At 46.6% G+C, this 13,984-nt stretch carries 11 protein-coding genes and 1 pseudogene; 2 read left to right on the top strand and 10 right to left on the bottom strand.

The window, feature by feature from the left end; genetic code table 11:
* The first annotated feature begins 13 nt into the window (after positions 1-13).
* A complete protein-coding gene (gene cysI / locus H3L97_RS01290) occupies positions 14-1,750 on the top strand; it encodes an assimilatory sulfite reductase (NADPH) hemoprotein subunit (RefSeq protein WP_097113788.1) in 1,737 nt (578 codons plus the stop codon).
* Between the two features lie 160 nt (positions 1,751-1,910).
* On the opposite strand, the gene H3L97_RS01295 is transcribed toward cysI, so the two are convergent.
* The 6 genes from H3L97_RS01295 to pgi form a co-directional block, all read right to left on the bottom strand.
* Positions 1,911-2,486, bottom strand: coding sequence for an SMI1/KNR4 family protein (locus H3L97_RS01295; RefSeq protein ID WP_097113789.1), 576 nt, complete (start codon positions 2,484-2,486; stop codon positions 1,911-1,913).
* Positions 2,487-2,501: 15 nt separating this feature from the next.
* The gene (locus H3L97_RS11985; RefSeq protein WP_257010982.1) at positions 2,502-2,624 is read right to left on the bottom strand and encodes a hypothetical protein; all 123 of its coding nucleotides are present in this window, start codon (positions 2,622-2,624) and stop codon (positions 2,502-2,504) included.
* Between the two features lie 61 nt (positions 2,625-2,685).
* Positions 2,686-5,439 carry a hypothetical protein gene (locus tag H3L97_RS01300; RefSeq protein WP_097113790.1) on the bottom strand — a complete coding sequence of 918 codons (2,754 nt, stop codon included), beginning with the start codon at positions 5,437-5,439 and terminating at the stop codon, positions 2,686-2,688.
* A gap of 156 nt (positions 5,440-5,595) precedes the next feature.
* Positions 5,596-6,327, bottom strand: a complete 732-nt coding sequence (locus H3L97_RS01305; protein ID WP_097113791.1) for a pirin family protein — start codon at positions 6,325-6,327, stop codon at positions 5,596-5,598.
* A gap of 113 nt (positions 6,328-6,440) precedes the next feature.
* Entirely contained in the window at positions 6,441-7,166 is a 726-nt protein-coding gene (aat, locus tag H3L97_RS01310) for a leucyl/phenylalanyl-tRNA--protein transferase (protein WP_097113792.1), read from the bottom strand.
* Positions 7,167-7,259: 93 nt separating this feature from the next.
* Positions 7,260-8,933 (bottom strand): glucose-6-phosphate isomerase, encoded by a 1,674-nt coding sequence (pgi, locus tag H3L97_RS01315; protein WP_097113793.1) that lies wholly within the window; start codon positions 8,931-8,933, stop codon positions 7,260-7,262.
* Positions 8,934-9,229: 296 nt separating this feature from the next.
* On the opposite strand from pgi, the pseudogene H3L97_RS11875 reads away from it, so the two are divergent.
* Positions 9,230-10,039 (top strand): annotated as a pseudogene (locus H3L97_RS11875) (phosphatidylserine decarboxylase); the annotation flags it as partial.
* Between the two features lie 1,544 nt (positions 10,040-11,583).
* Here H3L97_RS11875 and rpsI read toward each other — a convergent pair.
* From rpsI to def, 4 genes are all read right to left on the bottom strand, one after another.
* The gene (gene rpsI, locus H3L97_RS01325; RefSeq protein ID WP_097113794.1) at positions 11,584-11,976 is read right to left on the bottom strand and encodes a 30S ribosomal protein S9; all 393 of its coding nucleotides are present in this window, start codon (positions 11,974-11,976) and stop codon (positions 11,584-11,586) included.
* Positions 11,977-11,994: 18 nt separating this feature from the next.
* Complete coding sequence (rplM, locus tag H3L97_RS01330; protein WP_097113795.1) at positions 11,995-12,426, bottom strand: 50S ribosomal protein L13; 432 nt, start codon at positions 12,424-12,426, stop codon at positions 11,995-11,997.
* A gap of 138 nt (positions 12,427-12,564) precedes the next feature.
* The gene (locus H3L97_RS01335; protein WP_097113796.1) at positions 12,565-13,248 is read right to left on the bottom strand and encodes a Bax inhibitor-1 family protein; all 684 of its coding nucleotides are present in this window, start codon (positions 13,246-13,248) and stop codon (positions 12,565-12,567) included.
* Positions 13,249-13,364: 116 nt separating this feature from the next.
* Positions 13,365-13,877 carry a peptide deformylase gene (gene def, locus H3L97_RS01340; RefSeq protein WP_097113797.1) on the bottom strand — a complete coding sequence of 171 codons (513 nt, stop codon included), beginning with the start codon at positions 13,875-13,877 and terminating at the stop codon, positions 13,365-13,367.
* Between the last annotated feature and the right edge of the window lie 107 nt (positions 13,878-13,984).

Consider the following 13,984-nt stretch of genomic DNA (forward strand, 5'->3'; position numbering starts at 1 on the left):
AGGAACCAACACCATGACCACACTCAAACCCTCCGACAACGAACGCTTAAAAGCCCAAAGCGATTATTTGCACGGCACCATCAGCCAAGATTTGGGCGAACAGCTCACAGGCGGTTTTCAGGGCGACAATTTCCAGCTCATTCGCTTTCACGGCATGTATGAGCAAGACGACCGCGACATTCGCGCCGAACGCCTTGAACAAAAATTGGAACCCAATAAAAATGTGATGTTGCGTTGCAGGCTGCCTGCTGGCATTATCTCGCCAAAACAATGGCTTGGCATTGACCAATTCGCCAGCGAACACACGCTCTACGGTTCAATCCGCCTGACCAATCGCCAAACCTTTCAATTTCATGGCGTGTTGAAACACAACATCAAGCCCATGCACCAATGGTTGCACCAACTCGGTTTGGACAGCATTGCCACCGCAGGCGATGTCAATCGCAATGTGCTTTGCACGTCCAACCCAGTAGAAAGCAGCCTGCACCGCGAAGCCTATGAATGGGCAAAAAAAATCAGCGAAACCCTATTACCCAAAACAAAGGCTTATGCCGAAATTTGGCTGGACGGCGAAAAAGTCGCCAGCACCGAAACCACCGAACCCCACACCCTGCCTGAAAACGTGAAAAGTGGCGACAAAATTGAACCCGTGTTGGGCAAAAATTATCTGCCGCGCAAATTCAAAACCACCGTGGTCATTCCACCGCACAACGATGTGGATTTGCACGCCAACGATTTGAATTTTGTTGCCATTGGCGAAAATGGAAAATTGATTGGATTCAATGTGTTGGTAGGTGGCGGTTTGTCTATGGAACACGGCAACCACAAAACCTTTCCCAATACCGCCAAAGAATTCGGTTTCATCGGCTTGGACAAGGTTTTGGATTGTGCGGCGGCGGTGGTTTCCGTGCAACGCGATTGGGGCAACCGCAGCGACCGCAAAAACGCCAAAACCCGTTATACCTTAATCAACAAAGGGTTAGATAATTTCATTGCCGAAGTGGAAAACCGCATGGGCGCGAAATTTGGCGCGATTCGCCCCTATCATTTCACGTCTCGTGGCGACCGCATTGGCTGGGTTCAGGGCGAAGACGGGCGTTGGCATTTGACTTTGTTTATTGAAAACGGGCGTTTGCTGGATTATCCGAATAAGCCTTTAAAAACAGGCATTCGCAAAATTGCCGAAATCCACACGGGCGATTTTCGTTTAACCGCCAATCAAAATTTAATCGTGGCAAATATTCCCGAAAATCAAAAAGATGTGATTGAACACATTGCGCGTGAACACGGTTTAATCAGCGACAGCATGACCCGACAACGTGAAAATTCAATGGCTTGTGTTTCCTTGCCCACTTGCCCCTTGGCGATGGCGGAAGCGGAACGGTTTTTACCGCAATTTGTTGATAAAATTGATGAAATGATGGCAAAAAACCAAATGCAACACGAACACATTGTTTTGCGCGTTACAGGCTGCCCCAACGGTTGCGGACGGGCGATGTTGGCGGAAATCGGTTTGGTGGGCAAAGCGGTGGGACGCTACAACTTGCACGTTGGCGGCAACCGCGAAGGCACACGCATTCCGCGTTTGTTCAAGGAAAACATCACGGAAGACGAGATTTTGGCGATTTTGGATAATTGGATAGCCTCTTGGTCAAAAAATCGTTTGGCAGATGAAGGATTTGGCGATTTTGCGATTCGCACGAATATTGTGAAACCTGTGTTGAACGCGCCGAATGATTTTTGGCAGTAAATTTGTTTTCAGGCTGCCTGTAAAATACACGATAATTTTACCAGCAAGTACCACGCACCAAATCATTCAAATGATTTGATAATTTGGTGCGTGGTACGCACCCTACATGAAGTTTGTTGTGTCCTTTTAGGCTGCCTGAAAAAAGGGTGTGATACTGCGATTACAATAATTTTCCTGTAACCAATTCTTTAAAATATTTATCGAACTTATCTATTTTTCTAGCAGTATATCGCCATTGTCGGATTTGTACTAAAAATTCAAATAGTGTACCCATCTTCTTGATTTCATCTGTATTGCCGTCCCATTCATAGACCATATCGTCATCATCATTGGCAAACATAAAATATTTATGAATATGCTCATTCACATTTGCAAAAATAAAGAATTTCTTCTCTTCAAAATCTATTTTCCCAAATAATTTAATGATGTTTTGGGCAAAATCGCCAAAATCCACTTCATCATCATAGATTTCATTCATGCTTTGTCTGTATTCATCAGTAAAATATTCTTCGCCACCTTTACGATAAACATAAATATCATCTCCATCTAATAATCCACCAGAATGTTTGCCCATTGTCATTAAAAATTCTTTAAATTGTCCACGAATGGGCAAATTGTATTTTTGTTCAATTTTTTTAATTTCCTTTTCGGTGTATCCTTGAATCATTTCTGGATATTCAACAAATCCGTCATATTCGCTTTTGACGCTTAATAAATTTTTGATTAAATCATTCATGGTTGAAATTTCCTATTAGAGATGATGATTTGTGTAGCTTAATTCAAAATAAAATGATGGGCAAATGATTTTCAGGCTGCCTGCCATTTGTCCCCTACCCATTTGGCGAGGCGTGGCACGTTGGGTCTCTAACCCCACCCTCCCCCTTTCTTTCATAGAGGGAGAGAGTAGGTTGATGGCAATTCAGGCTGCCTGAAACCTATTGGCAATACACATCGTTCTCATAGCGCAAATCGTCCTGCGTCTGCACATCAAAAATCACCACCGCATTTGCCGCCCGCAAACCGTCAAATAATGGCTCACGACAATACAAACCGTTGGCTGCCCGAATGCTCATCCTGCCACGACTTTTGTCTTTGATTTTCACGGTAACATATTGATTATCAAAATAATGAATAGCTTCAATCTCGTGCTGACCTGTAAACGCTGTTTTGGGCAATTTTTGTTGCAACACAAACACCGCATCGCTTACCGAAACGGCGTTATTGCCAATATTTTCTGCCGTTTGGCTATGGGCGGTTGTGGCGGGTGCTGCGGTGGGCGTGGTTTGCGGTTTCAGGCTGCCTGAAACGGTTGGCTCGGCAACTGGCGCGGGTTTGGGTTTACTTGTTCGCCAATCCGATACACACGTTTTAATGCCAAAAATCACCACCATTGCCACCGCCCATTTTGCCCATTTGTGCCAAGCTGGGGGTTCGTCAGTCGCATAATCGTCATCGTCTTCAATGATGCCGTCAAGCTTTTCATATTGTTTATTTTTATCAATCAGATAAGTGTAATCCTGATTTTTGTGGCGCAACAAATAATCAATGACCCAAAATTGCACGCTAATAAACTTATCTTCATCTTGGCTGGGCAAAGTGCCATTGTCCAAATAAGTTTTTAAAAGCTGTTCGGCAATTTTATCGCCTTGTTCGTAGGCGGTTTGGAGCGGACGGCGAGCCAGCCATTTTTGTGCTTTGGGATTTTGTGCGTACGCCTTGACCGCCTCATTAATCGCCAAAGGCGAACAGCCTTCATTGGTCAAAACCAAATTGAAATTGACCATTTCTTTTCGTAAAAAATCTTTAAACAAGATGGGCACAAGGCTAGGGCAATCCAAAGCCAACTTGGTTTGCCAACGCAAAGCACGACCATCGCCCAGTTTTGCCGCATAATTCAGCCAAAAAAGTCCTTCTTCAATGGTTTGCGGAACGTGTTTGCCCGTCAAATACAAAATTGCCAAATACAATAAAGCGGTTGTGTTATGGGGGTATTGTGTTGTTTTTCCTTCGCTTTCCAACAATTTACACAATGAAACATCGCCTTGTTGCAATAAAAATTGCACCAAACTCGCCGTCTGCGTGGGCGATAACTGGGGCTGTTTTAAGGCTGCCAAAACTTTGGGCAAAGGCTTGGTTTTGGGTAAATTGGCAGCCTGAAACGCTTTTTCCAAATCTGGCAAAAACGGGCTTAAATCCCATTTTTTCAGAGCTTGATACAAACTGGGCGGCAACTGGTCTTTGGCGAGACTGGCGCGGGTTTCGGGGTCTTGAAATTCATTTAAATCATATATTTCCATCCAGCGCGGATAATCTTTTTGGGCAGCGTTTCGCAAGCGAATCAGAAAACTGGGTTTGCCTGTTTCGGGCGGTTCAGGCTGCCTGAAATCGTTGGGATTGTGTGGTGGCGCATTGGGGTTAAATAATTTGGCAAGCACATCGCTTTGTGGCGTGAGCAATTCCTCGTAATTTTCCCAAAAACGACTGGCTTTTTCGCTGGGCAAATGCGCCCACATCGGCACAATTTCTTGAATGAAATCTTTTGGGTTAGCAATCCATTTTTGGTAATACTCGGTATGCGCCCAAAATTTTGCAGGCAAAATCATCGCTTCATCATTATCATCATTGATAATAATCGGGAAAATCGGCAAAGTCAGCATTGCATCAGGCAAATGCGGTCGCCACACAAATATCGTCTTGGCATAAAGCGACATGACGGTTGTTGGCGGTGCAGGCAATTCGCTTGAAAAACGGGTGCGTTCGTTTTGTAGGTGCTGGGCGTATTGTTTGAGCTTTGGCGGAATGTCATCAGGAATTTGTTTTTTAAATGACAACAAAGTTTGGGCAAGTTCGTGCAATAAATGCGGTGGCGTACGCCCTGATTTGTCATAAATAATCTCGGCAGGGCAACTGGCGGGATTATCTGCTTCAAAAAGCATATTGTTGGCTTGCACCAACGCGCCCCACACCACGCGACCTTTTTGGTAAAGCGTTGGCACAGCTTTGATTTGGCTCATCAACTCATCGCCAAACAGCCATTTGGGCGGCAAAATCTGCAAATAACTTTGCCAATGTGCCGACAAATCTTGACAGGCAGCCTGCAAATCAAACGGCAAAGATTGAAACGCAGGTGGCACAACTTCGTCTGGGGCGAAATTCGCATGATTGCCCGTGATGGTGGAAAAATAAACCGATTTTTCAGGCTCATCATATTCAGGAAACAGGCGTTCAAAAATGGCAACAAGCGGAAAATGTTGATAAATATCATTGGCACGATGATAGGTAGCAACAAAACGGTATTCTGGCACGGGCGGCATAATATGAGCCATTGCGGGATTTTCAGCGATGTGGCTTTCGTAAGTCTGCCAAATGGGTGCAACGCCCGCCAAACGTCCGCGCATTTCACCACAATAAAATGCCAATAAAACCAAAAAATGACTGTTTTCAGGTTTTCTGTTGGCTAAAAATGTTTCTCGTTCAAGGGTTTGGCTTTCACGAATGCGGTCTAACATGGCATCAATGCGCTTTAAACTGGCAAGGGTGTAATCCAGTTTGCAGGCTTTGATTTCGCGTTCAAACAGCCAGCCTGTTTTTGCTGTGCCGTTGAGAAAAGCATGAAGTGTCCCCAAAACTTCATCATTGATTTGGGTGGTGTTGTATTCTGCTAAAAAATCTTTTGAAAATAGAGACATGATGATAATTGATGATAATTGATGATAATCAAGAAAATATGAATTATACCGTATTTAGGAAGGGCTGCCTGAAAAAAAAACACCGTTTAATTATTGAAATTAAACGGTTTTTTTATATTTTCTGGACGCGAAGTCCTTTTCAGGCTGCCTGAAACATCATTGTTGCGTGTGCGTGGCAAGATTCATCGGCACGTCCATCAACAAAATTTCGGCATCGCCAATGGCTTGTACGTCAAAATTTGCCGTATCCCAAATGCCCAAGCCGTCTCGTTCGTTCAAATCCACGCCTGCGATTTTGGCTTTGCCTTTAATCACAAAGGCATACACGCCATTTTCGGCTTGTTTGATGGTGTAGGTTTGCTGATGTGAATCGCGGAAATTCGCCAATGAAAACCATGCGTCTTGATGAATCCACACGCCATCATCATCGGGATTGGGCGACACAATTTGTTGAAAATCATTGATTTTTTGCTTTTCGGCAATGTTTTGCTGTTGATAGCGCGGTGCGACACGATTTTGGCGCGGCAGCACCCAAATCTGCAAAAATTGTACGGGCGTGTCGGGGTTGGGATTCATTTCGCTGTGGGTAATGCCTGTGCCTGCCGACATGACTTGCACTTCGCCATGGCGAATCACGCTGCCGTTGCCCATGCTGTCGCGGTGCGCCAAATCGCCCGATAGGGGTATGGAGATGATTTCCATGTCGCGGTGTGGGTGCGTGCCAAAGCCTTGATTGCCAATAACAAAATCATCGTTCAACACGCGCAATACGCCAAAATTCATGCGTTCGGGGTCGTAATAATTGGCGAAACTGAATGTGTGGTGGCTTTTCAGCCAGCCGTGATTGGCGAAACTGCGTGTATCGGCTGCGTGGTAAAGGGTTTGCATGATGAAATCCTTTGTGTGATTGATTGAGAATCTGCATTGTATGTTTTCTTCAAAAATCAATAAATGGGGCGATTTTCAAAACTGTTTTTCCCAACAAGAAACACCAATCCCATTCAGGCTGCCTGAAACAGCATTTCACGCACAATGGGGCGCGTTAAAGGCTGGGCATTGTATTGCCGCAAATGGTCTTTAAAATCACGCAAATTCATCAACTGTGAGCCGAATTGTCGCAAATGGTCGGTATCTTGCTGGCAATCAATCAAGCGTATGCCGCATTCGCGCAAAAAGGGGACGGCATGGGCAAATGCCATTTGTGATGCGTTGGCTTGGCGAGAAAACATGGATTCTCCATAAAACACGCTGCCAATTTGCACGCCATACAAGCCGCCTGCCAATGCCCAATCGCCATTTTCAGGCAGCCAGCATTCAAATGAATGGGCATGTCCCATGCGGTGTAGGGCGCGGTAGGCTGCCTGAAAACGCGCACTTATCCACGAACCGCCCTGCCCTGCGCGCTTGATGGTGGCACATTGTTCAATCACATCATCAAAACAATGGTTTACGGTAATTTTATGGGCTTGGCGGCGCAAGGTTTTTTGCAGCGATTGGCGAATGTGCAACTTTTCAGGCAGCAACACCGCGCGTGGGTTTTGCGTGAACCAATACACGCGGTTTTCATCGTCTTCATACCACGGAAACGCACCGTGTGGATAGGCGGCTAAAAGGTGTTGCGGTTCAATGGTTTCGGTCAGGCAAATTAAGCCATCGTGAGGGTCGTTGGGGCTGCGATAGGGGGAAAAATCGGGGATTTGGTTGGCGGTGTACAGATAAATGGTCATGGTTTTTCAATGATTTGGTGTTGATTGATGTTTTCAGGCAGCCTGAAAACGCAATCATCACGTTTCAGGCTGCCTGAATATTCAAAAAATCATTTAATCACGAAACAACTCACACGTTCCATCTTCCGCGCAATTCGCTTGGCGATACAAACGAATCAAGCGCGTGGTGGACGCATCGTGTTTTTGCGGGTCAATCGCGCCTGTGAGTTCTGCCAAAATGGTTTTGGCAAGCTGTTTGCCCAGCTCCACGCCCCATTGGTCAAAGCTGTTGATGCCCCAAATCACGCCTTGCACAAACACTTTGTGTTCGTACATCGCAATCAGGCTGCCCAAATTGCGCGGATTCACTTTATTCAACAAAATCATATTGGTAGGACGATTACCACTGAACACTTTATGCGGCACAAGGGCTTCAATTTCGTTTTCAGGCAGCCCTGCGGCTTGCAATTCGGCACGCGCTTCGTCTGCGGTTTTGCCGCGCATAAAGGCTTCGGCTTGGGCAAACACATTGCTCAACAAAATTTCATGGTGTCCTTGCAAATTGCCGCGTTTTTCCAAGCTGGCAATCAAATCAATGGGCGCAATGTGCGTGCCTTGATGCAATAATTGGAAAAAGGCATGTTGTCCGTTAATGCCCGTTTCGCCCCAAATAATCGGGCCCGTTTCGGTGGCAACGGCTGCACCGTCCATTTGCACCTGTTTGCCGTTGGATTCCATGTCAAGCTGTTGAATGAATTTGGGTAAACGGTGCAAGTGTTGGTCGTATGGCGCAATCACATGGCTGCCGCCGCCGTAAAAATTGATGTACCAAATCCCAATCAAACCCAATAATACAGGCAGGTTGTTTTCCAAAGGCGCATTGATAAAATGATTGTCCATCAGATGTGCGCCATTGAGCATTTCAATGAAATTTTCTTCGCCCAAATACAGCATAATCGGCAAGCCAATCGCCGACCACAAGCTGTAACGTCCACCTACCCAATCCCAAAATTCAAACATGTGTTCGGTGTCAATGCCAAATTCCGCCACCGCTTTTTTGTTGGTGGACACGGCAACAAAGTGTTTGGCGATGTCTTGCTCGCTGCCTTCTTTCAAAAACCATTGTCGCGCGGTGTTGGCATTGGTAATCGTTTCTTGGGTGGTAAAGGTTTTGGAGGCGATGATGAACAAGGTGGTTTCGGGGTGGACTTTTTCCAGCACATCACGCAGTTGTGAGCCGTCCACATTGGAAACGAAGTGCATTTTCAAACGTGGGTGTCCAAACGATTTCAACGCGGTACACATCATGAGCGGGCCCAAATCCGAACCACCAATGCCAATGTTCACCACATCGGTAATCACCTGATTGGTGTAGCCCAACCATTCGCCCGAACGCACCGCGTGGGAAAAATCGCCCATTTTGCGCAAAACGGCATTGACTTTGGGCATCACGTCTTCGCCATCAACCATAATGGGGCTGTTGGTGCGATTGCGCAGCGCGATGTGCAACACGGCACGGTTTTCCGTTTTATTGATTTTGTCGCCGTGAAACATTTGTTTCATTTTTTCAGGCAGCCCAGCTTGTTTTGCCAACGCCACCAAATTGTTTAAAATATTGTCGTTAATGCGGTTTTTGGAATAATCCACGTTGATGCCGCCCACTTCCAGCCAATAGCGCGTGGCACGGTTAGGGTCTTGCTCAAACATTTCGCGCATGTGAATGTGTTGCGTGTCGGCAAAGTTTTGTTGCAAATCTTGCCATGCGGGGAAATCGGTTGGGTGCGTCATGATGTTTTTCCTTCATTGAGAATTTGTAATAAAATTTCGTTTTGATGTTTGTGAGAATGGTTTTCAGGCAGCCTGAAAATGCGATTGTATAACTCAAACCGCGCAAATGCCAACTGAATATTCAAGCCAATAACGCGCATTTTACCGCACAAAAGATTCAGCGCGTTTCAGGCAGCCTGAAACAATACAACATCATAGGCAACACACCCCATTTTGGGCTATAATCCCAAGCTATTTGATTTTGACAAATGTCGTTGCCGAAAGCGTTTCAGGCAGCCATTGCTAGGAAAAACAAAATGAATCGTTATTATCCCCACACCATTATCGCCCAAGAAGGTTGGACTTTTATCATTGGCGGCGCAGTGGTCAGCGTGATTATCATGCTGCTTGGCGGCTGGTGGTCATTGCCATTTTGGTTGGCAACCTTGTTTATGCTGAATTTTTTCCGCGACCCAGCGCGCAACATTCCCGAAGCACCCGATGCGATTTTGTCGCCAGCCGATGGGCGCGTGGTGGTGGTGGAAAAAGCCATCGACCCCTATCGCAATGTGGAAACCTTAAAAATCAGCGTGTTCATGAATGTGTTTGACGTGCATTCACAACGCGCGCCCGCCAAAGGCAAAATCACCGATGTGCGCTACACCGCAGGCAGCAAAATCAACGCATCGCTCGACAAAGCCAGCAGCGAAAACGAACGCAACGCCATTTTAATGACCACCACATCAGGACGCGACATCACCTTTGTGCAAATTGCAGGCTTGGTGGCACGGCGCATTTTGTGCTATGTCAATAAAGGCGACAGCTTGGTGCGCGGCGAACGCTACGGTTTCATTCGTTTCGGTTCGCGCGTAGATGTGTATTTGCCTTTGGACGCCAGCCCCAACGTGGCGATTGGCGACAAAGTGCGCGCCACCGAAACCATTTTGGCGTTTCTGCCTTTGGAACAAGACCCCAATTTTGACCCCAGCAAAGTCCAAATTGAAAACAAACACAGCACTTCGCCAGCAGCGCGTTTAAAAGCCGACAAAATAGAACAAAGTCAAAGACTTTCATCTGAAAATGATTTAGACGAGCAAATTCGTGCGCGTGTTGCCGCACAATTTCAACAAGAAAACCCCACCGCCCATTCAGGCAGCATTGCCAAAGAAGAATGGGAAGTCGCAGCGCGTTTAGCCAAAATCCAAGCCGAACGCCAAGCAGAGCGTCAAGCCGAAACCCCAGAGCGCGAACGCATTATCGCAGCCGCCGCAGCAGAAGAAGAGGCAGTGCGCCAGCGTCTTGCACAAGAACAAGCCGAGCAAGCCGCCAAACAAGAACAAGCACGCATTCAAGCCGAACAAACCGCAAAAGCTGAGGCGCAGCGCATTGCAGCAGAACAAGCCCGTATCCAAGCTGAACAGGCTGCCAAAGCAGAGGCGGAGCGCATTGCACAAGAACAAGCCCGTATTCAAGCCGAGCAAGCTGCCAAAGCTGAGGCAGAGCGCATTGCACAAGAACAAGCGCGTATTCAAGCCGAGCAAGCCGCAAAAGCTGAGGCAGAACGCATTGCAGCAGAACAGGCGCGTATCCAAGCCGAGCAAGCCGCAAAAGCTGAGGCAGAGCGCATTGCACAAGAACAAGCGCGTATTCAAGCCGAGCAAGCCGCAAAAGCAGAAGCGGAGCGCATTGCACAAGAACAAGCCCGTATCCAAGCCGAGCAAGCCGCAAAAGCAGAAGCGGAGCGCATTGCACAAGAACAAGCCCGTATCCAAGCCGAGCAAGCCGCAAAAGCAGAAGCGGAGCGCATTGCACAAGAACAAGCCCGTATCCAAGCCGAGCAAGCCGCAAAAGCAGAAGCGGAGCGCATTGCACAAGAACAAGCCCGTATCCAAGCCGAGCAAGCCCGTTTACGCGCCGAAGAAGAAGCCGAACGCGCCCGCATTTTGGCAGAAGCTGAAGCCGAAGAACAAGCGGTGCGTCAGCGATTGGCAGAAGAAGCCGCCCAACGCGCACACGAGGAAGCCGAAAAATTCCGTCAGCCGCAACCTGCAACCACCGAAAAAGACGAGCGTTTCCGCCAAGCCGAAGCCAAAGCCTTGGCAGAAATTGCGGCGCGTGAACCGATTGTTCGCCGTGAATCGTTTGCCACCGTGCCAGAGCCTTGGCAAACCATTGAGCCAAGTGAAGTGGTCATTCGCGTAGACGATAAATAAACCAAATTGATTGCCAAAAAGGGTGGAATGTGATTTCCACCTTTTTTATTGGATTCAACAAAACAGCAGAAAGCACAGGTAAAAGTTTTTGTACCATTTATTTTGCTTGCGAAACACATTGCACCCTACACTTTCTAAATGGGATACCATGTAGCAACTGTATTTTTAACGCGAGTTCGGGATAAAAGTTATTGATAAATTTAAGTAACTTTGCTCCCTCTCACTATGGGAGAGGGCTGGGGAGAGGGTGTGCTTGCTCAACAAACCCTCTCTCCAATGCTTTCCCACAGGGAGAGAGAGCTGGCTTATTGGCACATTTACAGTTACTTATCCCAAGTTCACGTTATTTTTAAATGCATTGACCATAATTTGAAACAAGCATCAACAGATACAGGGTTTGTACCATAGAAAAAAACGCCCCGAAAATCGGAGCGTTTGTATTGGATAAAACGTGGAAATTAACGTTTAGAGAATTGTTTAGCGCGGCGAGCTTTACGCAAACCAGCTTTTTTACGTTCAACTTCACGCGCATCGCGGGTAACAAAACCAGCAGCAGACAATGCGGGTTTCAAAGCTGCATCGTAGTCAATCAAAGCACGGGTAATGCCATGACGTACGGCACCTGATTGACCTGTTTCGCCACCACCTGTTACGTTGATTTTGATGTCAAACGCTTCCAAGTTTTCGGTCAAAGCCAAAGGTTGGCGTACCACCATGCGGCTGGTTTCACGCGCGAAAAATTCATCAACAGGGCGACCATTTACGATGATTTGACCTGTGCCTTTTTGCAAGAACACACGAGCCACAGAGCTTTTGCGGCGACCTGTACCGTAGTAATATTTACCGTTCATTTATTTGTGTCCTTACAATTATTTCAATTCCAAAACTTTGGGTTGTTGTGCTGCGTGTTGGTGTTCGGCACCTGCATACACTTTCAATTTTTTAATCATGGCGTAACCCAAAGGACCTTTTGGCAACATGCCTTTTACGGCTTTTTCCAATGCGCGACCTGGGAATTGCTCTTGCATTTCGCGGAAAGTGCGTTGGTACAAACCACCTGCATAACCAGAGTGGCGATAGTAAATTTTGCCTTCGTTTTTGTTGCCTGTTACGCGCAATTTGTCGGCGTTAATCACGATGATGTAGTCGCCTGTATCAACGTGTGGGGTGTATTCAGGTTTGTGTTTGCCACGCAAACGGCTGGCAACTTCGGCTGCAACGCGACCCAACACTTTATCGGTTGCGTCAATTACAAACCATTCGCGTTGCACTTCGTGCGGTTTCGCTGAAAAGGTTTTCATAGAATGAGTCCAAAAAATTTGATAATAGAAACCAACGATTTTAAGGCAAAATCGGCTTGATGTCAATGCCAAAAACGTTTCAGGCAGCCTGAATATGCGTTCTGGCTGCCTGAATGTTGTTTTATGGTTTATGGCTTATCAGTCATCGTTGCCTGCAAATGCCATCAACAGTTGCAACAAGCTGCTAAACAAATTGTAAATGCTGATGAAAATGGTCAATGCTGCGCTGATGTGGCTGTCTTCGCCGCCTTCAATGACCACGCGAACTTGCCACATAATCACCATGCTGCTGAAAAACACAAACACGCCTGCAATGGTCAGCGACAACATGGGCATACGCAAGAACCAGTTGGCAACAACGGCAATCATCAAAATGATGCCACCTGTGGCCAAAAATTTGCCCATTGCGTTGGTGTTGATGTTGGCTTTACGCGCCATGGCTGCCATGGTAAAAAACACGGCGGCGGTCATGACGGCGGCAATGCCAATCAAACTTGCGCCGTTGCTGTATCCAATGGCGCGACCCAATAATGGGGTCAGCATGATGCCCATGCCAAATGTGAACACCATCAACAAAATCACGCCTGTGTTGTTGTAGCGGTTTTTTTCAATCATGAAATTCATGCCGTAAAAAAACGCAACGAAAATGCCCAAAATCACCCAATAATTGCCCACCATGGCAAAGGGATTCACGGCAAAACCCACAAAAGCACCCGCCGCGCAAGGCAAAAACGACATTGCCAACAGGCTGTATGTTTTCTGCAGCACCACTTCTTGCGATGAAACTTGGGTACTGTGGCTGTATTGAGTCATATTATCCATATGTTTTCCTTATTATTAAGTGGTTTTGAAAAGGGGCATTGTAACAGCAAAAATGTTTTCAGGCAGCTTTATTGTTTCAGGCTGCCTGAAAAGTTTTTTTAAATGGGCTTTACATTTTATTGCTGTTTGGCTTCTTCGCGTTCGCGTTTTTTCATTTTGGTTTTGATGCGATTTTGTTTCATGGGCGACAAATATTCAATGAACAATTTGCCGTTGAGGTGGTCAATTTCGTGTTGAATGCAAATGGCGAGCAAGCCGTCTGCGTCCAAAGTTTGGTTGGCACCGTTGATGTCTTGGTATTCAATGCGAACGCGTTCGGCGCGTTGCACTTTGTCGTAAATGCTGGGTATGGACAGGCAGCCTTCTTCATAAGTGGTGGTGCCTTCGCTGTGCGTGATAACGGGGTTAATCAACACCAGCAAATCGTTGCGTTCTTCGCTCAAATCAATCACCACCACACGTTCGTGTACGTCCACTTGGGTGGCTGCCAAGCCGATGCCGCGTGCTTCGTACATGGTTTCTGCCATGTCTTGCGTCAATTTTTTGATGCGCTCGTCAATTTCTTTTACAGGCTGCGCGACAATGTGTAAACGTTCATTGGGGTATTTTAAGATGGGGAGCAATGCCATTTTGTCAAATCTCCTTGTTCAATTTTAAAAGTGTGTGGCAAACTTGCCATCAATTCACATAAAATAACATAAATAGTGGCGTGATTCCATGAAAATGCACTATTATT

Source organism: Alysiella filiformis (assembly GCF_014054525.1).
Taxonomy (GTDB): domain Bacteria; phylum Pseudomonadota; class Gammaproteobacteria; order Burkholderiales; family Neisseriaceae; genus Simonsiella; species Simonsiella filiformis.

What these genes read in the sequence shown, in the direction of transcription:
- aat (WP_097113792.1), bottom strand. Translation starts at nt 7,166, where the DNA reads ATGACCATTTATCTGTACACCGCCAACCAAATCCCCGATTTTTCCCCC.
- rplM (WP_097113795.1), bottom strand. Translation starts at nt 12,426, where the DNA reads ATGAAAACCTTTTCAGCGAAACCGCACGAAGTGCAACGCGAATGGTTT.
- def (WP_097113797.1), bottom strand. Translation starts at nt 13,877, where the DNA reads ATGGCATTGCTCCCCATCTTAAAATACCCCAATGAACGTTTACACATT.
- H3L97_RS01295 (WP_097113789.1), bottom strand. Translation starts at nt 2,486, where the DNA reads ATGAATGATTTAATCAAAAATTTATTAAGCGTCAAAAGCGAATATGAC.
- pgi (WP_097113793.1), bottom strand. Translation starts at nt 8,933, where the DNA reads ATGACGCACCCAACCGATTTCCCCGCATGGCAAGATTTGCAACAAAAC.
- cysI (WP_097113788.1), top strand. Translation starts at nt 14, where the DNA reads ATGACCACACTCAAACCCTCCGACAACGAACGCTTAAAAGCCCAAAGC.
- H3L97_RS01305 (WP_097113791.1), bottom strand. Translation starts at nt 6,327, where the DNA reads ATGCAAACCCTTTACCACGCAGCCGATACACGCAGTTTCGCCAATCAC.
- rpsI (WP_097113794.1), bottom strand. Translation starts at nt 11,976, where the DNA reads ATGAACGGTAAATATTACTACGGTACAGGTCGCCGCAAAAGCTCTGTG.
- H3L97_RS01300 (WP_097113790.1), bottom strand. Translation starts at nt 5,439, where the DNA reads ATGTCTCTATTTTCAAAAGATTTTTTAGCAGAATACAACACCACCCAA.
- H3L97_RS01335 (WP_097113796.1), bottom strand. Translation starts at nt 13,248, where the DNA reads ATGGATAATATGACTCAATACAGCCACAGTACCCAAGTTTCATCGCAA.